At 64.3% G+C, this 26184-nt stretch carries 23 protein-coding genes; 11 read left to right on the top strand and 12 right to left on the bottom strand.

Going from position 1 to position 26184, the window contains the following annotated elements; genetic code table 11:
* Positions 1-282: 282 nt before the first annotated feature.
* The gene (secB, locus tag HZF03_RS01535; protein WP_011155870.1) at positions 283-756 is read left to right on the top strand and encodes a protein-export chaperone SecB; all 474 of its coding nucleotides are present in this window, start codon (positions 283-285) and stop codon (positions 754-756) included.
* Positions 757-834: 78 nt separating this feature from the next.
* Here secB and dnaQ read toward each other — a convergent pair whose 3' ends face one another.
* The 4 genes from dnaQ to HZF03_RS01515 form a co-directional block, all read right to left on the bottom strand.
* Entirely contained in the window at positions 835-1533 is a 699-nt protein-coding gene (dnaQ, locus tag HZF03_RS01530; protein WP_119017641.1) for a DNA polymerase III subunit epsilon, read from the bottom strand.
* A gap of 35 nt (positions 1534-1568) precedes the next feature.
* The gene (coaE, locus tag HZF03_RS01525) at positions 1569-2168 is read right to left on the bottom strand and encodes a dephospho-CoA kinase (protein ID WP_012494050.1); all 600 of its coding nucleotides are present in this window, start codon (positions 2166-2168) and stop codon (positions 1569-1571) included.
* Between the two features lie 95 nt (positions 2169-2263).
* On the bottom strand, positions 2264-2872 hold the full coding sequence (locus HZF03_RS01520) for a Maf family protein (protein ID WP_119017642.1): 609 nt from the start codon (positions 2870-2872) through the stop codon (positions 2264-2266).
* A complete protein-coding gene (locus tag HZF03_RS01515; protein WP_119017643.1) occupies positions 2869-3708 on the bottom strand; it encodes a pyruvate, water dikinase regulatory protein in 840 nt (279 codons plus the stop codon). Before HZF03_RS01515 ends, HZF03_RS01520 begins: the two co-directional genes overlap by 4 nt.
* Before the next feature lie 454 nt (positions 3709-4162).
* Here HZF03_RS01515 and hemJ point away from each other — a divergent pair, with 454 nt between their 5' ends.
* The 7 genes from hemJ (at position 4163) to HZF03_RS01480 (ending at position 12363) form a co-directional block, all read left to right on the top strand.
* A complete protein-coding gene (gene hemJ, locus HZF03_RS01510) occupies positions 4163-4603 on the top strand; it encodes a protoporphyrinogen oxidase HemJ (RefSeq protein WP_012494049.1) in 441 nt (146 codons plus the stop codon).
* A 259-nt stretch (positions 4604-4862) separates the two neighbouring features.
* Positions 4863-6128 carry a transcription termination factor Rho gene (rho, locus tag HZF03_RS01505; protein WP_011155864.1) on the top strand — a complete coding sequence of 422 codons (1266 nt, stop codon included), beginning with the start codon at positions 4863-4865 and terminating at the stop codon, positions 6126-6128.
* 87 nt (positions 6129-6215) lie between these two features.
* Positions 6216-7541, top strand: a complete 1326-nt coding sequence (mnmE, locus tag HZF03_RS01500) for a tRNA uridine-5-carboxymethylaminomethyl(34) synthesis GTPase MnmE (RefSeq protein ID WP_119017644.1) — start codon at positions 6216-6218, stop codon at positions 7539-7541.
* A gap of 165 nt (positions 7542-7706) precedes the next feature.
* A complete protein-coding gene (gene mnmG / locus HZF03_RS01495; RefSeq protein WP_119017645.1) occupies positions 7707-9575 on the top strand; it encodes a tRNA uridine-5-carboxymethylaminomethyl(34) synthesis enzyme MnmG in 1869 nt (622 codons plus the stop codon).
* 171 nt (positions 9576-9746) lie between these two features.
* Positions 9747-10418, top strand: a complete 672-nt coding sequence (gene rsmG, locus HZF03_RS01490; protein WP_119017646.1) for a 16S rRNA (guanine(527)-N(7))-methyltransferase RsmG — start codon at positions 9747-9749, stop codon at positions 10416-10418.
* Between the two features lie 27 nt (positions 10419-10445).
* Positions 10446-11300: a ParA family protein gene (locus HZF03_RS01485; protein WP_011155860.1), complete on the top strand. Its 855-nt coding sequence runs from the start codon at positions 10446-10448 to the stop codon at positions 11298-11300.
* Between the two features lie 172 nt (positions 11301-11472).
* Positions 11473-12363, top strand: coding sequence for a ParB/RepB/Spo0J family partition protein (locus HZF03_RS01480; protein ID WP_012494045.1), 891 nt, complete (start codon positions 11473-11475; stop codon positions 12361-12363).
* 261 nt (positions 12364-12624) lie between these two features.
* On the opposite strand, the gene holA is transcribed toward HZF03_RS01480, so the two are convergent.
* The 4 genes from holA to HZF03_RS01460 form a co-directional block, all read right to left on the bottom strand.
* Positions 12625-13656: a DNA polymerase III subunit delta gene (gene holA / locus HZF03_RS01475; RefSeq protein ID WP_119017647.1), complete on the bottom strand. Its 1032-nt coding sequence runs from the start codon at positions 13654-13656 to the stop codon at positions 12625-12627.
* Positions 13657-13712: 56 nt separating this feature from the next.
* Positions 13713-14276 carry an LPS assembly lipoprotein LptE gene (lptE, locus tag HZF03_RS01470; RefSeq protein ID WP_011155856.1) on the bottom strand — a complete coding sequence of 188 codons (564 nt, stop codon included), beginning with the start codon at positions 14274-14276 and terminating at the stop codon, positions 13713-13715.
* Positions 14263-16893, bottom strand: coding sequence for a leucine--tRNA ligase (gene leuS, locus HZF03_RS01465; RefSeq protein ID WP_119017648.1), 2631 nt, complete (start codon positions 16891-16893; stop codon positions 14263-14265). The genes lptE and leuS overlap by 14 nt, the downstream gene beginning before the upstream one ends.
* Before the next feature lie 205 nt (positions 16894-17098).
* Complete coding sequence (locus tag HZF03_RS01460; RefSeq protein WP_011155854.1) at positions 17099-18772, bottom strand: diguanylate cyclase domain-containing protein; 1674 nt, start codon at positions 18770-18772, stop codon at positions 17099-17101.
* Between the two features lie 170 nt (positions 18773-18942).
* On the opposite strand from HZF03_RS01460, the gene HZF03_RS01455 reads away from it, so the two are divergent.
* Positions 18943-19602, top strand: a complete 660-nt coding sequence (locus HZF03_RS01455) for a YggS family pyridoxal phosphate-dependent enzyme (RefSeq protein ID WP_119017649.1) — start codon at positions 18943-18945, stop codon at positions 19600-19602.
* A gap of 81 nt (positions 19603-19683) precedes the next feature.
* Here HZF03_RS01455 and HZF03_RS01450 read toward each other — a convergent pair whose 3' ends face one another.
* Positions 19684-20247 carry a L,D-transpeptidase family protein gene (locus HZF03_RS01450; RefSeq protein ID WP_119017650.1) on the bottom strand — a complete coding sequence of 188 codons (564 nt, stop codon included), beginning with the start codon at positions 20245-20247 and terminating at the stop codon, positions 19684-19686.
* 164 nt (positions 20248-20411) lie between these two features.
* On the opposite strand from HZF03_RS01450, the gene HZF03_RS01445 reads away from it, so the two are divergent.
* Together HZF03_RS01445 and HZF03_RS01440 are read left to right on the top strand one after the other, a co-directional pair.
* The gene (locus tag HZF03_RS01445) at positions 20412-21098 is read left to right on the top strand and encodes a response regulator transcription factor (protein WP_011155851.1); all 687 of its coding nucleotides are present in this window, start codon (positions 20412-20414) and stop codon (positions 21096-21098) included.
* A 39-nt stretch (positions 21099-21137) separates the two neighbouring features.
* Positions 21138-21587: a cyclic nucleotide-binding domain-containing protein gene (locus HZF03_RS01440; RefSeq protein ID WP_119017651.1), complete on the top strand. Its 450-nt coding sequence runs from the start codon at positions 21138-21140 to the stop codon at positions 21585-21587.
* A gap of 51 nt (positions 21588-21638) precedes the next feature.
* On the opposite strand, the gene HZF03_RS01435 is transcribed toward HZF03_RS01440, so the two are convergent.
* The 3 genes from HZF03_RS01435 to HZF03_RS01425 form a co-directional block, all read right to left on the bottom strand.
* The gene (locus tag HZF03_RS01435) at positions 21639-22451 is read right to left on the bottom strand and encodes an exodeoxyribonuclease III (protein WP_119017652.1); all 813 of its coding nucleotides are present in this window, start codon (positions 22449-22451) and stop codon (positions 21639-21641) included.
* Between the two features lie 288 nt (positions 22452-22739).
* The gene (locus HZF03_RS01430) at positions 22740-23684 is read right to left on the bottom strand and encodes an outer membrane lipoprotein carrier protein LolA (RefSeq protein ID WP_119017653.1); all 945 of its coding nucleotides are present in this window, start codon (positions 23682-23684) and stop codon (positions 22740-22742) included.
* A gap of 17 nt (positions 23685-23701) precedes the next feature.
* Positions 23702-26173 (bottom strand): DNA translocase FtsK, encoded by a 2472-nt coding sequence (locus HZF03_RS01425; protein ID WP_119017654.1) that lies wholly within the window; start codon positions 26171-26173, stop codon positions 23702-23704.
* Positions 26174-26184: the final 11 nt, after the last annotated feature.

Here is a 26184-nt window from a genome sequence, read left to right as displayed (position 1 = left end):
GCCCGGCGAGCTTACGCGGTTCGGGCCCGGCCGGAAACCGGGCGAGGCCCGAAAACCTGACCGCTCGGCAGTTAAGGAGAGGTTTCGGCGGGGCATCGCGGGACATCCAGGCTGTGGGCACGGTATTCGGCACCCGCCAACCGGGCGGCAGTCGCAGCCTCTGTCTACCTTGTGGAACGCGGGGAGCGTATGATAGCCACTCGCCAAAGCACCTGCCCATTGTTGCGACGCCCTCTGCAAGTCGGCGGCCGCCACCCAAATCCGCTTCCAGGAGAACCATCGATGACCAACGGTAACGGCACGCCTCCCGAGGGTGCTCCTCCGCAACTCAATGTGCTGGCGCAGTACACCAAGGATCTGTCGTTCGAGAATCCGAACGCTCCGGCGTCGCTCGCCCCGCAGCAGCAGCAGCCGGCGATCAACATCCAGATTAATGTCGGCGCCAACAACGTCGGCGAGAACGAATACGAAGTCACGCTGTCGATCGAAGGCAAGGCCGAATCCGGCAGCAGCGTACTGTTCAGCTTCGAGCTGGCCTATGCGGGTGTGTTCCGGGTACTGAACGTGCCGCAGGAAAACCTGCATCCGCTGATCATGATCGAATGCCCCAGGCTGCTGTTCCCGTTTGCCCGTGAGATCATCGCCAGTGCGGTGCGCGACGGCGGGTTCCCGCCGCTGATGCTCGATCCGGTCGATTTCATCGGCCTGTATCGCCAGAACCTCGAGCGCGCCCAGCAGCAGGGTCAGCCGAGCTGATCCGGTCGCTGCTCACTTCATGACGTTTGCAATGCCCGGCCGATGCGCCGGGCATTGTCGTTTCAGGAAGACAAACGCTCAGGCGCCGGCGGGCAGATAGTCTGGCCAGATCGCCTTCTCGCCCATGGTGGCGATGAAGGCGCGGTGGGCTTCGAGGTCAGCGTCGGTCAGCCTGTTCGGCAGCGGCGCGGGTCGCTGGCGGCGCCGGCTCTCGCTGGCAGCTCCGGCCACCTCAACCGGCACGTCGGCCAGAATGAGCTGCGACTGCCGGGCGCCGATCAGGTCGATATAGACTTCGGCCAACAGCTCGGCGTCGAGCAACGCGCCATGCTTGGTCCGGCGCGAATTGTCGATCGCGTAACGCGAGCAAAGATCGTCGAGCCGGTTCGACACGCCCGGATGCTTGCGGCGGGCGAGCAGCAGCGTGTCGACCAGGCGATCGCGTGGCACCGGCGCGCGCGACAGCCGCGACAACTCCGCATTGATGAAGCCGATGTCGAACGATGCGTTGTGAATCACCAGCGGCGCATCACCGATGAATTCGAGAAACTCGTCCGCCACATGTGCGAACAGCGGCTTGTCGGCGAGGAATTCGCTCGACAGCCCATGCACCGCAAAGGCTTCAGCCGGCATGTCCCGTTCGGGATTGAGGTATTGATGATAGGTGCGGCCGGTCGGCATCCGGTTGAAGATCTCGACGCAGCCGATTTCGACCAGCCGATCGCCGCGCAGCGGATCGAGGCCGGTGGTTTCGGTATCGAGGACGATTTCACGCATCGCTTCTGATCAGGCTGTCTTGGTCGCTTCGCGAATCAGTCGCGCCGCCGCGGCATTTTAGCAGCGGCCTCGAGGATTTCGCGGATCTGAAGCCGCACCGGGTCGAGTCCGTTTGAAGTATCCACCACGAAATCCGCGCGCTTGCGCTTTTCGGCATCGGGCATCTGGCGGGCCAGAATCGCGTCGAGTTTTTCAGGGGTCATGTTGTCGCGCGCGAGAATCCGTTCGCGCTGCACCTCCGGCGAGGTCGTCACCACCACCACCGCGTCGACGCGCTTTTCACCGCCGGTTTCGAACAGCAGCGGGACATCGACCACTGCAACCGGCGCGCCCGATGATTCGGCATCGTCGAGAAACTGCTGGTGATGGGCGCGCAGCATCGGGTGCACGATTCCCTCGAGCCGCTTCATCGCAGCCGGATCATGCACCACCTTTGCCGACAGCAACGCGCGATCGACCTTGCCGCCGACCGTGGTGCCGGGAAACGCCGCCTCGATCGCCGGCACCGCCTCGTTTTCGTAGATCTTATGCACGGTGGCGTCGGCGTCGTAGACCGGCACGCCGGCTTCGGCGAACAGTTTGGCGGTGGTCGATTTGCCCATCCCGATCGAACCGGTCAGTCCGAGCACCAGCATTCCATCGCCTCCGTCTTTTCTTCGGCACGAGACGTTTCAGATCCGATTCCGATCGGTCCTGAGTCTCGCTTGTTGTTTGGTTCGTCGCCCGCGCCTCAGACCGCCAGCAGGTTCTGGCTACGCAGAAAACCGAGCAACGGCAACAGCGGCAGGCCCAGGATGGTGAAATGGTCACCGTGGATGCCGTCGAACAGATGCACCCCTACGCCTTCGATCTGATAGGCACCGACGCTGGTGGTGGCTTTGTCACCGACGACATCGAGATAGGCTTCGATCTCGGCCTCGGTGAGCGGCCGCATCGTCATCCGCGCGATGGCGACATCGGCAAATAGCGTGATGCCGTTGCGGACGACGGCGACCGCCGAGTGCAGTTCATGGCGGCGACCGGCGAGTTCGCGGAGCTGCTTGGCGGCGGCCGCACGATCAGCGGGTTTGTTGAAACCACGCGCACCGAGCGCCAACGTCTGATCGGCGCCAAGCACCAGTCGGCCGGGATGGTAATTACTGACGAATGCCGCCTTCTGCTGTGCCAGCAATGCGGCAATGTCCCCCGGCGCGCTGAGGCCTGAGGCCTCCGCGATGCCGCGCTCATCGATGTCGGCCGGAATCGCGTCGAACGGAATTCCGGCATTGGCGAGCACAGTCTGCCGGGCGCGGCTCTGCGAAGCCAGCACCAGCGGCTGCGGCCCGAGCCACAGCGTCATTCCGGCACCTTCTGGCGCTGCCGATCGGCAAGCAGTTTCATGATCGCCGCAGCAGTTTCCTCGATCGACCGCCGGGTGACGTCGAGCAGCGACCAGCCATATTTGGCGCTGAGCTTACGCGCCAGCAGCACCTCGTCGGTCACCGCCTGGCGATCAATATAAGAGTCGTTGCCCGTACCGGCGCCGAGACTGAGAAGCCGATTCTGCCGCACCTGGATCAAACGTTCCGGCGACGCGTGCAGGCTGACCACCAACGGCTTCTTCAGCGTCTCGAGCTGATGCGGAATCGGAATGCCGGCGACCAGCGGCACATTGGCGGTGCGGATGCCGCGATTGGCCAGATAGATCGAGGTCGGCGTCTTCGAGGTCCGCGATACGCCGACGAGCACCACATCGGCTTCTTCAAGCCCTTCGACGTGCTGGCCGTCGTCGTGCATCATCGAATAGTTCAACGCGTCGATGCGCTGGAAATATTCGGCATTGAGCGTGTGCTGCGCACCGACCCGGCCCATGGTCGACGCGCCGAGATAGGCTTCGAACAGTTGCATCACCGGACCGATGATCGACAGGCTCGGGCTGTTGATCTCCTGGCACTTCGCTTCGAGCCGATTGACCAATTCGGTCTCCAGCAGCGTGAACAGGACGATGCCGGGCGCTTCTTCGATTTCCTGCAGCACGCGATCGAGCTGCTTCTGGCTGCGCACCAAGGGATAGACATGTTCGACCGGAGTGACGTTGGCGTATTGCGCCGTCACGGCCCGGGACACCGTGATCAGAGTTTCGCCGGTCGAGTCGGAGACCAGATGAAGGTGAAAGTAGCTGCCGTCGGTCAGCATCGTGGCCCTGTGTAACCTGTGAACAACGGGCCGAGAATCGCACCAAAGCGGAGCCACGGCCGTCGGGCTCGGGATAACCCGGCTTTTTCTTCACAGGCGTCGGGTGAGAAGAGCATTTCGGGATCGCGATGAGGTTAGCGGGTGAATGTGGATTTGTCTCTCGGTAATGCGGCGACGACCCGGCGCAACCCTCTGATCCTGCAAGCGCCCGACGAACAGACCAGCAGTTGGGGACGACTGTGAAGATGTGGGCAGGTGCGGAAGAACTTTGGAATGCTGTTGGGTGAGTCCAATCCACGGTCACTTAGACTCAAACCCTAAGAATCTATAAATATTGATAAGAAAGCTGGCGCTTGCGGAAATCTCCGCATTCGAGCATTCGATCAACGCGCGATGCAGGTCCTGCGTTCCGGATCGTCTGACAGCTTCGCGGCACAGCGGAATGGAAGATCGAATGATCGACTGGGTGGATGTCTATCCGTGGGTGAAGACCCTGCACGTGGTGGCGGTGATCTCCTGGATGGCCGGCATGCTGTATATGCCGCGATTGTTCGTCTACCACTGCACCGCCGAAGTCGGATCGACCCAGTCCGAGACCTTCAAGATCATGGAACGCCGGCTGTACCGGGCGATCATGAATCCGGCCATGATGGTCGCGTGGGTCGCTGGTCTGGCGATCGCCTGGGAGCAGAGCTATTTCACCTCGGGCTGGTTTCACGCCAAGCTCGCCGCGGTCGTGCTGATGACCGTGATTCATCTGCTGCTCGGCCGCTATGTGCGTGACTTCGCCGCTGACCGGAATACCCGGTCTCATAAATTCTACCGTATTATCAATGAGATACCGACGCTTCTGATGATCGCGGCGGTACTGTTCGTGATCGTCAAGCCGTTCTGACGGCACTGATTTCGGTACGGCGTCGATCGTCTTGCGTGGACGCAACGGATTTTCTATACTGGCATTCGTCCCACCTAAAGCAGGCGAATGTGGTTGCGATCAGGTTCCTTTTGAACCGGCCGCCGCATCGGGTCTGAAACCTCCCGCACCTTCCTTGCTCAAGACACCGTCGACCTGAAGACCTGCGGACTCCGGTTATTTCCTCCCGCTTTTTCTTCCGCTGACGAATCCCCAGTCTCGTTTCCACAGGACCACCCCCATGCGGGAAATCAAACTTCAAGACCTGAAGGCCAAGACGCCGGCCGAACTCGTTTCGTTTTCGGAAGAGCTCGGGGTCGAGAACGCCAGCACGATGCGCAAGCAGGAGCTGATGTTCGCCTGCCTCAAGCAGTTGTCGGCCAAAGAGACCGACATCATCGGCGAAGGCGTCGTCGAGGTGCTGTCCGATGGTTTCGGCTTCTTGCGCTCGCCGGATGCCAACTACCTTCCCGGTCCGGACGACATTTACGTTTCGCCCTCGCAGATCCGCCGCTTCGGCCTGCGCACCGGTGACACCATCGAAGGCCACATCCGCAGCCCGAAGGAAGGCGAACGCTACTTCGCGCTGCTCAAGGTCAACTCGCTGAACTTCGAGGATCCCGAGAAGTCGAAGCACAAGGTCAATTTCGACAACCTGACGCCGCTGTTTCCGGATGAACGCTTCCGGCTCGAGATCGACGATCCCACCCGCAAGGATCTGTCGGCCCGCGTCATCGACATCGTTGCCCCAATCGGCAAGGGCCAGCGCGCTCTGATCGTCGCGCCGCCGCGCACCGGTAAGACCGTGCTGATGCAGAACATCGCACACTCGATCACGGCGAATCACCCAGAGTGCTATCTGATCGTGCTGCTGATCGACGAGCGGCCCGAAGAAGTCACCGACATGCAGCGCTCGGTGAAGGGTGAGGTGATTTCCTCGACCTTCGACGAGCCGGCGGTTCGCCACGTCCAGGTCGCGGAGATGGTGATCGAGAAGGCCAAGCGCCTGGTCGAACACGGCCGCGACGTCGTCATCCTGCTCGACTCGATCACCCGCCTCGGCCGGGCCTACAACACGGTGGTACCGTCTTCGGGTAAGGTGCTGACCGGCGGTGTGGACGCCAACGCGCTGCAGCGGCCGAAGCGATTCTTCGGCGCCGCCCGTAACATCGAAGAGGGTGGGTCGCTCACCATCATCGCCACCGCGCTGGTCGACACCGGCTCGCGCATGGACGAAGTGATCTTCGAAGAGTTCAAGGGCACCGGCAACTCGGAGTTGATCCTCGACCGCAAGGTTGCCGACAAGCGCACGTTCCCGGCGATCGACATCTCGCGGTCCGGTACCCGCAAGGAAGAGCTGATCACCGACCCGCAGCTGTTGAAGAAGATGTACGTGCTGCGCCGTATCCTCAACCCGATGGGGACGATGGACGCGATCGAGTTCCTGCTCGACAAGCTGCGCAACACCAAGAACAACTCGGAATTCTTCGACTCGATGAACACCTGAGCGAGTTGAATAGCCGGCCATCAAGGGCGCCCCCACGGGGCGCCCTTTTTGTTTGCGTTCGGAACAGCGCCTCGGCAAGACAGCGCCATGCATCCGAGCGATCAGACCATCTTCGCCCTTGCGACCGGACCGCTGCCGTCGGCGATCGCAATCGTGCGTGTTTCCGGATCGCGAGCGGGTGAAGTGCTGACGGCGCTGACCGGATCATTACCGCCGCCCCGGCGCGCGGTACGCTGTGATCTTCGGAGCCGCGATGGTGATCTGATCGATGACGGCGTGGCGTTGTGGTTTCCGGCGCCTGCGTCCGCTACCGGCGAAGACGTTGCCGAATTGCACATCCACGGTAGCCGTGCAGTGGCGGCGGCGCTGATCAAGACCCTCTCGGCATTCGAAGGCGTGCGGCCGGCGGAGCCGGGCGAGTTTACCCGGCGTGGATTCGAAAACGGCAAGCTCGACCTGACCGAAGCCGAAGGTCTTGACGATCTGATCCATGCGGACACCGACGCGCAGCGTCGGCAGGCGCTCCGCCAACTTGGCGGCGTGCTGGGCGACCGGGCGCGGCGATGGCGCGACCAGATCATCGAGGCACTGGCACTGGTCGAAGCAGGGATCGACTTTTCCGACGAAGGCGACGTTGCCGACGAGCTGATGGGGCCGGCGCGGGCGAAGATCGCCGAGCTGTCGGCAGAGATCGCCGAGGTCTTGGCCGAGCAGGGCCGGGGCGAAAAGCTTCGCGACGGGATGGTGGTGGCGATCGCCGGGCCGCCGAACGTCGGCAAGTCCACTCTGATCAATCGCCTGGCGCGCCGCGAGGTGGCGATCGTCTCGCCGCATGCTGGCACCACCCGGGATGTGATCGAAATCCAGCTCGATCTCGACGGCTATCCGGTGACGGTGATCGATACGGCGGGACTGCGAGACAGTGACGATCCGGTCGAGCAGGAGGGTATGCGACGCGCCCGCTCGCGAGCCGCTTCGGCGGACCTTGTTCTGTGGCTGAGCACGACCACGGATGCTTCGGATCCCGATGTCAGCGGACCGGAAGTCTGGCGGGTCCGGAATAAGATCGATTTGGCGACCGGCGAGGTGGCAGAATCCGGCCCGTCAGAGCCCGGTTTCCGGATTTCGGCCACGACCGGCGAGGGGTTTGCGGATTTGCTGCGCGAACTGACGCAATTTGCTGCGCAGTATTTCGGGTCCGCAGAAGCCGGATTGATCACGCGCGACCGCCATCGGCGGTTGCTCGCCGATGCTGCGGCATCGCTGACACGCAGCCTCGTGCCGGGACTGGCCGAAGAAATCGTCGCCGAAGAACTCCGCGCTTCGGCTCACAGTCTCGGCCGATTGCTCGGGCGGGTCGACGTCGAGGATGTCCTTGGTGAGATCTTCGGCCGGTTCTGCATTGGCAAATAGGCTTGCTCGGGTCTCGGCCGGTCAGCCGGTGGTAACGAAAGGTTAACCACGCTATCGGGATTTGGGCTCGGCTGTTTCACGTGAAACAGTTCGGTGAGGTTCAGCCGGTATCAAGATCGGCGAACTCGCCTTCAAAGCTCCCCGGAGCTGAGCTACAACCCCACCATGCGTACCTCTTTCGACGTCATCGTCATCGGCGGCGGCCATGCCGGCTGCGAAGCTGCGGCTGCGGCTGCCCGGATCGGCGCGGCTACTGCCCTCGTTACCCATCGTTTTGCCACCGTAGGTGCGATGTCCTGCAATCCGGCGATCGGAGGGTTGGGCAAAGGTCATCTGGTCCGCGAAGTGGATGCCTTGGATGGGCTGATGGGCCGGGTCGCCGACGCCGGCGGCATTCAGTTTCGGATGCTGAACCGCCGTAAAGGCCCCGCGGTCCGCGGCCCGCGGGCGCAGGCTGATCGCAAGCTATATGCGGCCGCGATGCAGACCGCGATCCAGGGCTTTCCGAATTTGTCGGTGATCGAAGGGGAGGCCGACGCGCTGCTATGGCAGGACGGCCGTGTGAGCGGCATTCGGCTCGGCGACGGCCGGGAGTTTGCTGCCGCGGCGGTCGTCATTACGACCGGGACCTTTCTGCGCGGCCTCATTCACCTCGGCGAGCGAAGCTGGCCCGCTGGCCGGATCGACGAGGCCCCAGCGATGGGGCTTTCATCGTCGTTCGAAGCGCTCGGATTTAAGCTCGGTCGCCTCAAAACCGGAACTCCGCCACGTCTGGACGGCCGGACAATCGACTGGAGCGCCGTCGAAATGCAGCCTGGCGATGATCCGGCGGAACCGTTTTCGGTCCTGACGCCGGCAATCACCACGCCGCAGATCGAATGCGGCATCACCCGGACGACGCCGGCCACCCATGAGGTGATCCGCGCCAATGTGCATCGCTCGCCGATGTATTCCGGGCAGATCCAATCGACTGGGCCGCGTTATTGCCCCTCGATTGAGGACAAGATCGTCAAATTCGGCGATCGCGACGGCCACCAGATCTTCCTGGAGCCGGAAGGGCTTGATGACCCGACCGTCTATCCCAACGGGATCTCAACGTCGCTTCCCGAAGAGGTGCAGCGGGCAATCCTGAAGACCATTCCGGGGCTGGAGCGAACCGAAATGCTCCGTCCGGGATACGCGATCGAATACGATCACGTCGATCCGCGGGAATTGGAGCCGACGCTGCAGACCAAGCGGCTGCGCGGGCTGTTCCTGGCCGGGCAGATCAATGGCACCACCGGTTATGAAGAGGCGGCAGCCCAGGGTCTGGTCGCTGGGCTCAACGCGGCATTGTCCGCGGGAGGTGGCGATCTGGCGGTGTTCGATCGCGCCGACGGCTACCTCGGCGTGATGATCGACGATCTGGTGACCCGCGGCATCACCGAGCCGTACCGGATGTTCACCTCTCGGGCCGAGTATCGCCTGACCCTTCGAGCCGACAACGCCGACCAGCGTCTGACCGACAAGGGCCTAGCACTCGGTTGCGTCGGGGTGGAGCGGTCGGCCTTCCATCAGGACAAAATGGTCGCACTTTCTGACGCGAAAGCGCTTGCCCAATCGCTGTCGATCACCCCGAACGAAGCAGCCAAGCACGGACTGGCACTGAACCGGGATGGCCAGCGCCGCTCCGCGTTCGATCTGTTGTCCTATCCGGAAATCGAGTGGGCTCAGGTTCGCGCGATATGGCCGGAGCTTGGAAAGGTCGATCCGGCGATCGCGGTGCATGTCGAGATCGACGCCAAATATCATGTCTATCTGGAGCGCCAGACCGCAGACGTCGAGGCGTTTCGTCGGGACGAAAGTCTCGGGCTTACCGATGTCGATTACGCGGCGGTCCCCGGTCTGTCGAACGAGGCTCGCACGCGGCTGGAGCGGCATCGCCCACACACCGTTGGGCAGGCGGGTCGGCTCGACGGCATCACGCCAGCGGCCCTCGGAATTCTCGCCGCCTATCTGCGGCGTGAACAACGGAAGCGGAAATCGACGGGGTAGGGTGGCAACCAGCGTTTCACGTGAAACACCTCCACCTCTCGGCTCCGTCGTGTTTCACGTGAAACTCTAGCCGTCGATTGCAGATCGGTGCCGTATTCGGTGGTCGGAATCGGTTTGCGAGAATATAATCTAAAAAGGCCTCCACGGCCGTCTCCCCCGCAGTGAAGTTCCATGCAGCGCGCTGCCAGACCTCTCGTTTCCGTCTCAGATCTCGACGCTGACAAAGCGGCGGCGCTGAAGCTCATCCCAATCTCGTCGGCGCTCGAAGCCCGCCTCGATGCCTATGTCGTGCTACTGCAGCAATGGCAGGCTAAGACCAATCTGGTCGCTCCCTCGACCCTGCCGCAGCTTTGGACCCGGCACATCGCGGATTCGCTGCAGCTGGTCAGTCTGATGCCGCATGCCCGGCGATGGCTCGACTTCGGATCGGGAGGCGGGTTTCCCGGTGTGGTACTGGCCTGCGCGATGGCGGACGTCGGTGGACACGTCACGTTGGTGGAGAGGATTGCCAAGAAGGCCGCGTTCCTGCGCGAGGCGCTCCGCGTCGCGGGCGCTCCGGGCACAGTCATTCTCGCGGACATCGGGGATAACGTGGATAGATTCCCACAAGCACTCGATTGCATCACCGCCCGTGCGGTCGCTCCGCTACACCAGCTCATCGGTTTTGCCGAACCGCTGATGACCCCCGGAACCACAAAGGCGCTGTTCCTGAAAGGTCAAGATGTAGATGCAGAATTGACGGAAGCTACTAAATATTGGAAATTCCAGCCCAAGCTGCATGCCAGCGTGACCGGTGGCCAAGGCTGGATCGTCGAAATCGACCACATCGAACGACGCACATAACGCCACCGCGAGCCAAAAGAACCTGCCATGACCGTAATTGACGAGATTTATCAAGGGGATAGGGCGAATTCAGAGCCCGGGCGTCCGCGCATCATCGCGCTCGCCAACCAGAAGGGCGGGGTCGGCAAGACCACCACCGCGATCAATCTCGGCACGGCCCTGGCCGCGATCGGCGAGCGCGTGCTGATTGTCGATCTCGATCCGCAGGGCAACGCCTCGACCGGGCTCGGCATCGACCGCCGCGATCGTAACACTTCAACTTACGACGTGCTGGCCGGTGAAGCGCCACTCCGTGATGCGGTGGTCGCGACCGCGGTGCCGCGGCTGCACATCGCAGCTTCGACGATGGATCTGTCGGGCCTCGAGCTCGAGCTCGGCCATCGCGGTGACCGCGCGTTCCGGCTGCGCGATGCGATCGGCGTGCTCAACAAGGACATCGATCCGCCGCTCGACTACACCTACGTGCTGATCGACTGCCCGCCCTCGCTGAATCTGCTGACTGTGAATGCGATGGCGGCCGCGGATGCGATCCTGGTGCCGCTGCAGTGTGAGTTCTTCGCGCTCGAAGGTTTGTCGCAATTGCTGCAGACGGTTGAGCAGGTCCGCGCCAACCTCAACCCGAGCCTGACGATCCACGGCATCGTGCTGACGATGTTCGACAGCCGCAACAATCTGTCGAGCCAGGTTGTCGCCGACGTGCGCCAGTTCATGGGCAAGAAGGTCTACGACACCATGATCCCGCGTAACGTGCGGATCTCCGAAGCGCCGAGCTACGGCAAGCCGGTGCTGGTTTACGATCTGAAATGCGTCGGCAGCGAAGCCTATCTGAAGCTCGCCACCGAAGTGATTCAGCGCGAGCGCGAACTCCGCACCACGCATTGAGGTGCGCGGCCGGCGGCGCCGACCACGCCTCGTCATTGCGGGCGGAGCAACGCGATCCAGAGCCGGGCAGGGCGCCGGCTTGCTTGCGATGCCGCTTCGTAATGACGACGCGAACTAACAACATTTCATTTCATCAGTGCGGAGTAGCGACGTGAATCCAAGGGAGCTGGCGATGGCCGATGAGCACCGTTCGCGACTGGGGCGTGGCTTGGCGAGTCTGATCGGCGATGTCGGCGGCGAGGCCACGCAGGTCGAGCGGCCGCGGGCACAGCGCAAGGTGCCGATCGAATTCATCAAGGCTAACCCGCGCAACCCGCGTCGCACCTTCACCGATGCCGAGCTTGGTGAATTGTCCGACTCGATCAAGCAGCACGGCGTGATCCAGCCGATCGTGGTTCGTCCGGTGAAGGGTTCCGCCGATCGCTATGAGATCATCGCCGGCGAGCGGCGCTGGCGCGCGGCGCAGCGCGCCGGTCTGCACGAAGTGCCGATCGTTCCGGTCGACGTATCGGACGCGCTCGCACTGGAAATCGCCATCGTTGAAAACGTTCAGCGCGAAGATCTCAATCCGCTCGAAGAGGCGCTGGGCTATCAGGCTCTGGCGGCCGAGTTCAATCGCAGCCAGGAAGAGATCGCCAAGATCGTCGGCAAGAGCCGTAGCCACGTCGCCAATATGATGCGGCTGATCAAGCTGCCCGACGACGTCAAGTCGTTGATCGCATCCGGCGAATTGACCGCGGGTCACGCCCGCGCGCTGATCGGTCTGCCCGATCCATCGACGATCGCCAAGCGGATCGTCGCTGAAGGGCTCAATGTCCGGCAAACCGAAGCGCTCGCGCATGAAGAAGGCGTGCCGGAGCGCAAGCCGCAGAAGCCCCGCGCCACGGCGAGCGCCAAGTCGGTAAAGGACGCCGACACGCTGGCGCTCGAAAAACGCCTCAGCGATGCGCTCGGCATGAAGGTGACGATCGACGATCACGAAGGCACCGGCGCAGTCCAAATCCGTTACGCCGATCTCGATCAGCTCGACGACATCATCCGCCGGCTCGAGGTGGGCGGTTAGTCCGCGTTGTTCGTTGACGCCTGAGGCGACGATCTCTCGTTCGTCATTCCGGGGCGCGCGGTGTAGCTGCGCGAAACCGGAATCTATACTCACAAACTTCTCGTGAGGACACGGCGAGGCTGCTCTGGGCTCCGAGCCGAGGGCGCAGTGGTTATGGATTCCGGGCTCGCGCTACGCGCGCCCCGGAATGACGAACGAAGGGGGGCGAGGTGCGCGTAGCTCGCGATACGCCAGGTCCCCCTACGGATGGTAACAACGAGACTAACTCCGGCGCCTCGCGCTGACGGCGATTGATAGCAGCGTCCGCTGCGCGATCGCTGCGCCGAGTGTGGCCTGGCGGCGGGTTTCGAGTGCGGCGCTCGCGAGTTGCTCGATGATCTGCGCGAGGCGGGTCGTCGAGAGATTGCGGAGCGCCGTCTCGGCTGCGGCCTTGCGGGAGAAATGCAGCCGCGGAAATCCGGAATCGAGCACCACGGCGGCCGGCGTACCGCCTTCGACCACGAGGCTGGTCTTGTGCAGAAACGCGGCGTGGCGCTGCGCCGCAAGGATGATCTGACCCGGATAGGTTCCGGCCACCATCGCCTTGGCGAATTCTGTCTCGACCACGACGGGCTTGCCCGAGAACGCGGCGTCGACAATTGCATCAAGCTTGAGGTCGGACGCATCCGACACGCAGGTGATCACGTCGTCCAGCGTGACCTCGCCCTTGCCATGCGCGTACAGCGCAAGCTTGCGCAGTTCGTTGCGCGAGGCCTGGCGGTCGCCGCCGAGTAGCGTCGTCAGCACCGCCCTCGCATCCTTGGCGATCTGCAGATTCGAGCCGCGCAGTTCGTCGTCGATCAGCCGGGCAATGTCGGCTTCGGCGTCCGGATAGCAGCCGATCGCGACTGCGCCGGTGGCAGCTTTCTCGCAGGCCTTGCGCAGCGCGTGGTCCGGCTTGATATCGCCGGCCTCGATCACGATGCGGCATTCCCGCGGTGGCGAGGTGATCAGAGCTTCGACGCCGGCGACGAAACTGCGCGAACCGGCGCGAACGCGGATCGCGCGCCGGCCGCCGAACATCGGAATCGCCAGGGCTTCGTCGACCAGCCGCGACGGCTCCGCGGCGAGTTCGTCGCCATCAAGCCGGACCAATGCGAACGGGTCTTTGGGATCGTCGAGCGAGGCCGCGATCAGCGCATCGGCGCGTTCGCGCACGAGGCCCGCATCAGGTCCGTACAGCAGCACGATCGGCCGGCCCGGATCGGGCCTAGCCAGAAACGAGGTGGCATCTTTGCCGCGAAGCGCAACCATTACTCAGCGCCAGAGCCGAATATGAACCAACACCGCGTGCTCGGCGGAATCGCGGATCACATCCCGGCGTAGAAGAACGAGGCGAGCCGAGTGTTGATGTTCTCGGCGATCTCCTGCACGGCGCGGTCTTCCGCATCGCGGCCGGCGCGGGTGCGGGCGAAGCGCTGCGATTGGCCGGGCACGTCGTATTCGACGCGCGAGAAAGTGTTGCCGCTCACCACGGTCTTGCCGGTGGCGATGTCCTTGAGCTGATAGCTGGCGTCGATCGCGTAGTTTTCGATCGTCGGCAGCTGCGTGCTGGGATCGACGATCAGCGACGACCGCGAGGTCGAGATCGAGATCTTCAGCGTGTACAGCGGTGGCGCGCCGGTGGCGCTGCCGTACAGCTTGAACATCAGCTTGTTGCGCAGCTCGACGCCAAGGCGGGAATTGCGCGACCCGTTCGGAATATCCAGCGGCGGGACTTCGATGGCGTTCAGCTTATCGCGCAGCGTCGGCGAACCGTCGCCGCGATCGGCGTACATCGGTTGGAAGCAGCCGGCGACCGGGGCCGCCAGCGCAACCGCCAGCGCCAACCGGACGACGAACTTCTTGAGCTCCGCGGGCTTAGCCGACGACATTCACGATCCTCTGCGGGACGACGATCACCTTGCGAACGGGCTTGTCACCCAAGGCTTGTTTTACCGCATCGAGCGCCAAAACGGCAGCCTCAATTTCGCCGGTCGGAGCGTCGCGGGGCACCGTCACCTCGCCGCGCTTCTTGCCGTTGACCTGAACCGGCAGGGTGATGCTGTCCTCGACCAGCAGATCCGGTTCGATCTGCGGCCACAGCGCCTCGGAGACCAAGCCGGTCTGGCCGAGCACCGTCCAGCATTCCTCGGCGAGGTGCGGCATCATCGGGTGGAAGAGCTGCACCAGGATCACGGTCGATTCGCGAATCGCCCAGGCGAGATCGGGCGAGGGCGTCTGCGAACGGGCGAGCGCGTCGCCGAGGGTATTCGAGAACTCTCGGATATGCGCCAGGCTGACGTTGAAGGCGAGCCGCTCGATGCCGGACAGCACCTTGTCGAGCGCACCATGCGCGGCCTTGCGCAAGGTGAGCGCATCGGCGCCGAAGCTCGCCGGCCGTTCGGCCGGGGCCGAAGCGGCGATCGGGGCCGCATCGTTCACCATCCGCCACAGCCGCTGCACGAAGCGCGACGCGCCCTTGACGCCTTCCTCGCTCCAGATCACGTCGCGATCCGGCGGCGAATCCGACAGCATGAACCAGCGCGCGGTGTCGGCTCCGTAGGTCCCGATGATGTCGTCGGGATCGACGGTGTTGCGCTTGGACTTCGACATCTTCTCGATCGGGCCGATCTCGACCGGCGAGCCGCCGTCGAGCAGCGTCGCTCGCCGGGTATCGCCCTCGACCGTGATGGAGATCTCGGCCGGTGAGGCGAAGTGGCCGTCGGCCTTGCGATAGGTCTCGTGCACCACCATGCCCTGCGTGAACAGGCCGGCGAACGGCTCGTCATGCTGGATGTCGATGTGACCCGCCGCCTTCATCGCCCGGGTAAAGAACCGGCTGTACAGCAGATGCAGAATCGCATGCTCGACGCCGCCGATGTACTGATCGACCGGCATCATCCGGTTGACGACGTCCGGCGTAGTCGGCGCCTCGGTGTTCCACGGATCGGTGAAGCGCGCGAAGTACCAGGACGAGTCCACGAAGGTGTCCATCGTGTCGGTCTCGCGAACGGCCTTGCCGCCGCACTTCGGACAGGTGACGTGCTTCCAGGTCGGGTGATGGTCGAGCGCATTGCCCGGCTTGTCGAACGACACGTCCTCCGGCAGCACCACCGGCAGATCCGCATCCGGCACCGGCACCACGTCGCAGGTCGGGCAGTGGATGATCGGGATCGGGCAACCCCAATAGCGCTGACGTGAGATGCCCCAGTCGCGCAGGCGGAAATTGACCTTGCGCTCGCCGACCGGTGCGCCGGCAAGCTGCGCGGTCTCCAGCCGCTTGGCGACTTCTTCCTTCGCCTCGGCGATCGTCTTGCCGTCGAGGAAGCGGGAGTTGATCATCCGTCCTTCACCGTCATAGGCGGTGTCGGTGATGACGAAGGTCGCCGGGTCCTGGCCTTCGGGACAGACCACGGGCGTATTGCCGAGCTGGTACTTGTTGACGAAGTCGAGGTCGCGCTGGTCGTGCGCCGGGCAGCCGAAGATGGCGCCGGTGCCGTATTCCATCAGCACGAAGTTGGCGACGTAGACCGGCAGCTTCCAGCTCGGATCGAACGGATGCACGGCGCGGATGCCGGTATCGATGCCCTGCTTCTCGGCCGTATCGATCTCGGCCTGCGCGGTGCCGCGCTTCTTGCAATCGTCGATGAACGCGGCGACCTTCGGGTCCTTCGCCGCCGCGGCTTGCGCCAGCGGATGGTCGGCTGCGATCGCCATGAACTTGGCGCCGAACAGCGTATCCGGACGGGTAGTGAAGATCTTCAGCTCGGTCTCGCCGGCCGGTGTGGTCGCGCTATCGAGCGCGAAGCGTACCATCAGGCCTTCGGAGCGGCCGATCCAGTTGCGCTGCATCAGCCGCACCTTGTCGGGCCAGCGGTCCAGCGTATCCAGTGCGTCCAGCAGCTCCTGGGCGTATTTGGTGATCTTGAACACCCACTGGTTCATCTCGCGCAGCTCGACCACCGCGCCCGAGCGCCAGCCGCGGCCGTCGATCACCTGCTCGTTGGCCAGCACGGTCATGTCGACCGGGTCCCAGTTCAGCTTGCGCTTCTCGCGCTCGACCAGCCCGACCTTCAGGAAGTCGAGGAACATCTTCTGCTGGTGCTTGTAGTAGGACGGATCGCAGGTCGCGAATTCACGCGCCCAGTCCAGCGACAGACCCATGGTCTGAAGCTGCTTCTTCATCGCCGCGATGTTGTCGTAGGTCCAAGCCTTCGGGGCGATCTTGCGCTCGATCGCCGCGTTCTCGGCCGGCAGACCGAATGCATCCCATCCCATCGGGTGCAGCACATTGTAGCCGCGCGCCCGCATGGTCCGCGCGACGACGTCGCCCATGGTGTAGTTGCGCACGTGACCCATGTGGATCCGCCCCGACGGATACGGGAACATCTCCAGCACGTAATACTTTTTGCGCAGGTCGTCGTTGCGGGTGGCGAAGATCTTCGCCTCGTCCCATTTCGCCTGCCACTTCGGCTCGGATTCGCGGGCGTTGTATCGTTCGTTGCTCATGAGATCAGGGTTCGGAAGATCAGAAGGCGGCCGGCCGGTTCGAGCGCGGATCAGGGCGGAAAACGGGGCGCGGCCGAGGTCGCCAACCGGTGCGGGGGCTCGGGTCAAATCGCGCGCGAAGCGCGCGGACTAGGCCATGAAACATGGTGTCGGGTCAATGGGATGGCGCAAGCCCGGCAGCTCGCCGGGCGGCCCTTGAGCAGCCTCAGCTCGCCATCGCCACCGGGCCGTCGCTGGCCCGGATGAAGCCGTGCTCGACCACATTGTTGCGGCCGCGATGTTTGGCCGCGTACAGCGCTGCGTCGGCAGCCTCGATCAGCTCGGCCGGGGAGGCGTGTTCGCTCGGCAGCGTACAGGCGACGCCGATGCTGACGGTAACATGCTCGAACGCACTGGTCTTATGCGGCAGAGCGAGCTGTTCGACGGTGGTGCGGACCAGCTCGCCGACCTGGAGGGCGCGGCCGATCCCGGTTTCCGGCAGCAGCAGGCAGAACTCCTCGCCGCCGTAACGGGCCGCGAACCCGCCGGTCTGGTCGGCCACCGCTGCCAGCGTCTCGCCGATCCGGCTGAGGCAGGCGTCACCCTCGGGATGGCCGTACGAATCGTTGAACAGCTTGAAATGGTCGACGTCGATCATCATCAGCGCCAGGCGATGCCCGGTCTGCTGGCCCTTCATCCATTCGAAGTCGAGCCGGCTCTGCAAGCCGCGGCGGTTGGCGAGGCCCGACAGCAGGTCCATCGAGGCCATCACGGTCAGGCGGCTGTTGCTGGCGACCAGCTCACGTTCGCGCTGGCCGAGCTGCGCCGCCATCGCGTTAAACGCGCGCGCCAGCGGCACGAATTCCGACGGCAGCCGCTTGCGCGCCACCCGGGCCGACCAGTTGCCTTCGGCGAATTTCTTGGCGACCCCGGTCAGCACCGAAATCGGCTGGACGATCAGCCGTTCGGCCGCGATCAGCGCGCCGAGCAGCACGAACAGGCAGACCAGCGCGAGCTGCAGATAGGCGGTGCGGATGTCGTGATTGATCCCGGCCGAGACCTTGTTCTCGTCCACGGTCACGACCAGCCTGGCGCTGGTGCCGGGAATCCGGCTCACGGTCATCAGCCGTCCGGCATCGTCCCGCATGGTAATGCTGCTGCGGCCTTGCGGAGTCTCCGCCATCGCCGGCAGCAGCGCCAAACGGTCGAGCTTCTTGCCGATCAGGCTGCGCTCGTCCGGCGGCGCGGCCAGAACGGTGCCTTCGCCGTCGATCAGGGCGGCGTTGACGCCGGCGCGGCCGGCCAGGCTGCTCATCATGTCGGACAGCCAGTCCAAATTCATGCCGGCGACGATCACCGCCTCTTCGCCGGTATCGATCGCCGAGACCGGGTAGGCGGCCAGGATCGTGCCCTTCTGGGTCTGACGGCCGACCAAGAAGTCACTCACGACAAAGTCGTGTGTTTCCAAAGCCTTACGGAAGTATGGGCGGTCGCTGATGTTGCTGCCGACGAACATCGAAGAGGTCGAACAGTGCACCACGCCGTCGGGGCCGGCCACCATCAGCATTCGGATCGAGGGCAGATCGACCCGCAGGCTGGCGCGCAGGATGCTGCAGCTTCGTCCCGCCTGGGCGGCGGCGGCGTGCACGTAGGCGGCTGATTTTAGCACCGCTTCGACCGACGAGATCACCTCGCGCTCGGCATCCGCGGTGCGCTGCGCCAGCGTCGACAGCTCATTGGCCATCGCGGCGAGCTGTGCGGTGCGCGTCGCTTCGAGCAGACGCACCCGGTCCAGCATCAGCGGACAGACCAGGATCAGCGCCAGCACCACGAGCCTGGCACGGATGCCGAGCAAGGCTCTGAGCTTGGCTTTCTTGCGGACGATTGCGATGCGTGACATCGTTGCCCCTCGACCCCCCGCAATCATCCTAGGAGGAAGGCTTCAAGAAGCCTTTCCCCGATTCATTACAATTTGAGCGAAGCCGGAACCGTGGACGAACTCGCCGCATTCATCGCGCCGCCAAGGCCGCCTTTCTCCCGCCGCCGAGCATCTTCCGGAGCCTTGAGCCGATGAGCGCCGCCGCCAATCTGGCCGCGGTCGAGGCCGAAATCGCGAGTGCCTGCAAGGATGCACGGCGCGAGCGCAGTGAGGTGACGCTGATCGCGGTGTCGAAGACCTTCGAGGCGGAGGCGATCCGCCCGGTGCTGTCGGCCGGCCAGCGTGTGTTCGGCGAAAATCGCGTGCAGGAAGCCAAGGGCAAATGGCCGGCGCTGGTCGACGAATACCCCGGCACCGAATTGCATCTGATCGGACCGCTGCAGTCCAACAAGGCCAAGGACGCCGTCGCGCTGTTCGACGCGATCCATTCGGTCGATCGTGACAGCCTGTGCGAAGCCCTGAGCAAGGTGCTGCCGCAGGCTGGCCGAAAGGTCGAACTGTTCGTTCAGATCAACACCGGCGAGGAGCCGCAGAAGGCGGGCATCGCGCCGCAGGATGCCGATGCCTTTCTGGTCGCTTGCCGCGAGCGCTGGGGGCTGACCATCAGCGGACTGATGTGCATCCCACCGGTCGATGAAGCGCCGGCGCCGCATTTTGCGCTATGCGCCAAGATCGCCAAGCGCAATGGCCTTTCGAAGCTGTCGATGGGCATGAGCGCCGACTTCGCCACCGCTATCCAATTCGGCGCCACCCATGTGCGGGTCGGGTCGGCGATCTTCGGGCATCGCTGAAGCCGTTATGACGCCAGGGGTCTTCCAAAACGCTGGGGTTAGCACCCGCCTGCGCGGGTGGTGACACCGAAGCTCGTCAGGCTAACCGATGACGATCTTCGTCCGTGGCCCGATTCGGGCCAGCAGACGCTGCAAGTTGCCGCGAGTCATCGCCACACAGCCGGCGGTCGGGCCGAAATTGTCGCGGGCCAGATGAAGAAAAACGGCGCTGCCGCGGCCGGCAATCCGCGGCCGGGTGTTGTGGTCGATCTCGACGATCAGGTCGTAGAGGTGATCGTCTCGCGTCAGCCGATCCCCTTCGCCGGCGGATGACCGGTGGATCGGCCGGTTATAGTGCCGGCTCTTTGGGTCTTCGCACCAGGCATCGTCAGGGCCGATAATGCGGATCGGCAGATGTGTCGGGGGCCGGGGGCCGCGGTCGGGGCGCCACCACAGCCGTAGCGGGTGAAACGTGCCGCGCGGCGTGCCGCCGTCGCCTTCCCGTTTGTTGGCGAGGATGCCGCCGCGCCCCAGCGCCACCGGGATGGTCAGCCCGCCGGCGATCAGCCAGCCGCGGCTGCGCTGGCCGGCCGCCGCGCGCACCTGCACCCGGGCAAGCGGCCTTGGCGATTTCTCTGAAGGGGCTGATTTGGTTGTCTTTTTCATACGTCTGGGAAGTTTGCCGCAGGCATCATGGCGGCAAATTTAGGCTGCTGCAGTTAAATTCCGCGGAATCGCTCCCTATCTGGTGATCTGCGATACAATCGCGCGTGATTTGTGTGCGCGCCCCGACGAGAGCCGCGCCGCCAGACGACGGAAGGACAGCGCCCATGCCGAACGCCCGCAAGATCCTGATCGTGGACGACGACAATGATCTGCGCGACGCGCTGGTCGAGCAGCTGTCGCTGCACGAGGAATTCGAGGCGTCCGCGGTCGATACCGGCGCCAAGGGCGTGCAGACCGCCAAGGCGCTGTCGCCCGACCTGGTGCTGATGGACGTCGGCCTTCCCGACACCGACGGCCGCGAAGTAGTGCGAAGCTTGCGCAAGGGCGGCTTCAAGGCGCCGATCATCATGCTGACCGGCCACGACACTGACTCGGACACCATTCTGGGTCTGGAAAGCGGCGCCAACGACTACGTGGCCAAGCCGTTCAGGTTTGCGGTGCTGCTGGCGCGGATCCGCGCCCAGCTTCGCCAGCACGAAGCCAGCGAGGACGCGGTGTTCACGGTCGGGCCGTATTCATTCCGCCCCGGCTCGAAGATGCTGACCGGCGCCAACGCCAAGAAGGTGCGGCTGACCGAGAAGGAAACCGCGATTCTCCGCTTCCTGTACCGTGCCGGTCAGGCGCCGGTGTCGCGCGAGACCTTGCTGCAGGAGGTGTGGGGCTACAATTCTGGCGTCACCACCCACACGCTCGAGACCCACATCTACCGGCTCCGCCAAAAGATCGAGCGCGATGCGGCGAATCCGGAGATTCTGGTCACCGAGGCCGGTGGCTACAAACTCGTGCCGTGATACCAATAAGGGGCCGATTCACTCGTTGCCCGGTCCCGCATGTCGATCGAAGATGATGTTGCCCTGCTCGCGCGCGTTCCGACGCTGCGGCTGCTCGGCGAGCAGGCGCTGCGGATGCTGGCGATCGGCTCCGAGCAGCGCGACTTCGCCCGCGGCGACGTGATGTTCAATGTCGGCGAGCCGGCCGATGCCGGCTATGTGGTGCAGCGCGGCGCGTTCCAAATCACCATGGAAAACGGCGGCGTCCACGAGACGGTGGCGCGGCCGGGCGATCTGATCGGCGAGCTCGCGCTGGTGATGCCGATGCGGCGACAGACCACCGCGGTGGCGCTGGAATATTCCACGGCGATCCGGATTGCCCGCAGTCTGTTTCAGCGGGTGCTCGAAAGCGATCCGGGTGCAGCGCTACGGCTGCGCGACGAATTTGCCGCCCGCGCCAATCAGGTGGCGAGCGACATCGTCATGGTGGGCAGCAAGCTGACGTCGTAGAGCGTTTTCAAGCGAAGCAGTTCGCGCGAATAAAACGCGTCGAACAACTAACTACAGCTCCATCGTCATCGTCACCGGGACATGGTCGCTCGGCCGCTCCCAGCTTCGCGCGTCGCGCAGGACCTTGAAGTCGACCACGCGGTCCTTCAGCGCTTCCGAGACCCAGATGTGGTCGAGCCGCCGGCCGCGGTCGCCGACGGTCCAATCGGCAGCCCGATAGCTCCACCATGTATAGACCTTCTGATCGAGCGGGATCCGCTCGCGCGCGACGTCGACCCAGTTGCCGGCGCGTAGCACCGCGAGCAGCTTCTCGCACTCCACCGGGGTGTGCGACACGACCTTGAGAAGTTGTTTGTGCGACCAGACGTCGTGCTCGTGCGGCGCCACGTTGAGGTCGCCGACCAGAATGTGCCGCTGATCGCCGGACGGATGCAGCGGCTCGCAGGCTTTCATTTCGTCGAGAAACGACAGCTTGTGCTTGAACTTCGGATTAACGGCTGGGTCGGGAATATCACCACCGGCCGGAACGTAGAAATTGTGCAGTACCAGCGGAGGCGCGTTCTCGTCGGTCTTCACCGAGACCGAGATGTGGCGGCTGTCGATGATGTCGCAGAAGGTGCGGACGTCGGTGGTGACGAACGGTAGTTTCGAAATCACCGCGACGCCGTGATAGCCCTTCTGTCCGTTGAGCGCGATATGCTCGTAGCCGAGTCGCTTGAACCGCTTCAGCGGAAACGCATCGTCCGGACACTTCGTCTCCTGCAGGCACAGGATGTCCGGGCGCTGGGCTTTGAGGAATTTCGCCACCAGATCGATGCGAAGCCGCACCGAGTTGATGTTCCAAGTCGTGAGCGTGAGACGCATGGGATCTCGGTCGCAGGAAGGCGGGACGGCACCGAAAGACGTACGATCCATCCTTGTTGCGCGGCATGGGGTCGGACGCAAGCCGATGGTGTGAACAACCGGCCAAGCATTCAGGCCGCGTTTCTTCGAAGGGGATGTTCTGCCGGGTCAAGCCCGGCAATGACGGGCCTGCATGACGGGGTGCGCAATCGGCGAGGCGGCGCTTCAAGCACAGCGTCATGCGCCGGCTTGACCCGCGCATCCATCGTCCGCGCAGCGGACCATCGAGAAAAGCCCGATGGAAAGTCTCTAGCCCGGCGGGGTGCCGTAATTGGTGTAGTCGATCTTGAACATCGACGGATCAGGGCGCCTGGTGGTGTCGAGATTGTACACCGCCACGGTGGTGTCGTAGCCCTGCGGGTCGGTCACGGTCCATTGCTTGAGCTGACCGTCCTTGGTGCCGAACATCAGCAGCAAGCGGCTGGTGCCGATGACCGCGTTCTTCTCTTCGATGATGATGTTTGAATACAGATCGTCGGAGGTGATGCTGACGACGTTGGTGTCGCGGAGCAGATCGAGCCGGTCGCTGAGCAGATAGCGCAGCGGCGTCTGCGACAGCGGATAGACGTCCTGGGTCGCCAGCTTGCGATCGCGCACCACCACCGATTGGCCGTCGGCGATCATCGAGATCGGGCTCGGGTCGTCATACTCGAACCGCACCCGGCCGGGCTTCATGATGTAGAAATCGCCGGTGAGCTTGCTGCCGTCCGGTCCGACTTGGACGAACTGGCCGACCAAGGTCTGCAGCGACGACAGATACGTGCTGGCCTTGGCGGCTTCCGCCTTCTGAGCGGCATCGAAAGTGGTGAAGATCGACGCCGGCACGTTGCGCCGCGGATCGGGGATCACCGGCTCGGGCGGTGTGGTCAGCTTGGCGACCGGCGGCTGGGTGGGGGCTTGCGGGGCGCGCTGCTTCGGCTCGGCCGCGCTGAGCTGGGTTGCGCGCGGCGACGGCTTCGGGGCCGGCACCGGTTCGGCCGCTGACGGCTGAATCGCGGCGCCGACGATCATGACCGCAGCGGCGGCTGCGCAAAGCTGCCGCAGCCGGGACGCGGTCGTCCAAGTCGGCATCAAGTCGTTGAATTGTTTGATCAAGCTCATGTCCTGCACGGCCGTGACGGCGTTGCCACGGTGCTGGTCTGCCGCTACAGGGGCGCTGTGGCGATTTCGCGACCCCATGTCGGCTCCCTGCATGACCCTGATCCCGCGCCTCAAAAGTTGGAATCCTCTTCGGCGACCAGAATCTCGCGTTTGCCGGCGTGGTTGGCCTGGCCGACGATGCCTTCGAGCTCCATCCGCTCCATCAGCGACGCGGCGCGGTTGTAGCCGATCTGCAGCCGACGCTGAATATAGCTGGTCGAGGCCTTGCGGTCGCGTTTGACGATCGCCACCGCCTGCTGGAACAGATCGCCGCCGCCGTCGCCACCCATGCCGGTGGCGTCGAACACCGCGCCGTCTTCTTCGCTCGGCTCCTCGGCGGTGACCGCCTCGAGATATTCGGGGGCGCCCTGCGCCTTGAGATGCTTGACGACCTTCTCGACTTCCTCGTCGGAGACGAACGGGCCGTGGACGCGGCTGATGCGGCCGCCGCCAGCCATGTACAGCATGTCGCCCTGGCCGAGCAGTTGCTCGGCGCCCATCTCGCCCAGGATGGTGCGGCTGTCGATCTTCGACGTCACCTGGAAGGAGATGCGAGTTGGGAAGTTGGCCTTGATGGTGCCGGTGATGACGTCGACCGACGGGCGCTGCGTCGCGAGGATCACATGCAGGCCGGCGGCGCGGGCCATCTGGGCAAGGCGCTGCACCGCGCCTTCGATGTCCTTGCCGGCGACCATCATCAGGTCGGCCATTTCATCGACGATGATGACGATGTAGGGCAGCGGTTCGAGGTCGAGCTTCTCTTCCTCGTAGATCGCTTTGCCGGTCTCCTTGTCGAAGCCGGTATGCACCGTTCGGGTCAGCTCTTCGCCCTTGGCTTTGGCTTCGCCGAGACGGGTGTTGTAGCCGTCGATGTTGCGGACGCCGAGCTTGGCCATGCGCTTGTAGCGCTCTTCCATCTCGCGCACCGCCCACTTCAGCGCCACCACCGCCTTCTTCGGATCGGTGACGACCGGCGTCAGCAGATGCGGGATGCCGTCATAGACGGAAAGTTCGAGCATCTTCGGATCGACCATGATCAGGCGGCACTGATCCGGCCGCAGCCGGTACACCAGGCTGAGGATCATGGTGTTGATCGCGACCGACTTACCCGAGCCGGTGGTACCTGCGATCAACAGATGCGGCATGCGGGCGAGGTCGACGATGATCGATTCACCGCCGATGTTCTTGCCGAGGCACAGCGGCAGCTTGTGCACGGTCTCGTTGGTGTCCTTCACGCTGAGCAGTTCGCGCAAATACACCTTCTCGCGATGCGCGTTGGGCAGCTCGATGCCGATCGCGTTGCGGCCGGGCACCACGGCGACGCGCGCCGACAGCGCGCTCATCGAGCGGGCGATGTCGTCGGAGAGGCCGATCACGCGCGACGATTTGATGCCGGGCGCCGGCTCCAGTTCGTACAGCGTGACCACCGGGCCAGGGCTCGCCTTGATGATCTCGCCGCGCACGCCGAAGTCCTGCAGCACGCCTTCCAGCGCGCGCGAATTGGCTTCGAGCTCAGACTTGCTGAGCGGCTGCCGGTCCGACGCCTTCGGTGCGGATAGAACGTTGACCGAGGGCAGGTCGAACCGTGCCTTCTTGGCCACCGGCTTGGGCGCTGCCTTCTTGCGCGGCGCGCGGGCAACCGGAGGGGCTTCCTCCTCGTCGTCGTCCTCGTCTTCGATCTCTTCCACCGGCTCGGGTTCGTAGTCGTCGTGGTGATCGACCTCTGGTGCGATCGGCGGCGCGGCGCGGCCGCCGAGCCGCGGCTCCTGCCGTTCGAAACCCTGCTTGCCGGCCGCGGGTGCACTGCTGACGAGGCCCTGATAGGACAGCTTCGCCAGCCGCCACAGCCGGGCCTTTGCACTCAGCATCGCGTGCACCAGCCAGCCGAGCGACACCGAGCCGCGGTCGGATTCTTCTTCCTCTTCGAGCGGCAGATCCTCATCGGACGCCACCTCGTCGGGTTCCCGCTCGCGCGATCCGAAACCGCCTGCGATCAGGAATGTCGCCAGCACCGCGGCGCCGAGGATGAAGCTGAGGATGACGCGGAAGATCAGGCCGGGGCCGAACACCAGCGACGGCGCCCGCACCAGCGCGTCGCCGACCACGCCGCCGAGCCCGGTCGGCAGCGGCCAGGCGGTGTCATGCGGAAACGACGAGGCAAAGCCGGCCGCGAAGATCGTGCACAGGAACCAGGCGCCCATCCGCAGCGCGGTGCGGTCGAAGGGGCGGTGATTGAGCATCCGCCAGCCCCACACCGCGACCGGCATCAACAGCCCGATCGCACCGAGGCCGAGGATCTGCATCGCCAGATCGGCGCCGATCGCGCCCGGGTAGCCGAGCAGGTTGTGAATGCGCCGCGAGGTGGCGTGGCTGAGGCTGGGATCCTGCACCGACCAGGTCGCGAGCGCAGCCGCCGCCACCGCCGCGATCGCGATCAGGCCGAAGCCAGCGAGCTCGCGCAGCCGCCGCGTCAGCACCTCGCGCACCGAAGGCGGCAGGTGTCCGACCAGGGGAAAGGCTCGTTCGATCGCCGGCATGCTCATGGGGCCCTGCG

Source organism: Rhodopseudomonas palustris, from assembly GCF_013415845.1.
Classification (GTDB): domain Bacteria; phylum Pseudomonadota; class Alphaproteobacteria; order Rhizobiales; family Xanthobacteraceae; genus Rhodopseudomonas; species Rhodopseudomonas palustris_F.
This window is presented reverse-complemented; position numbering and strand designations above follow the sequence as displayed.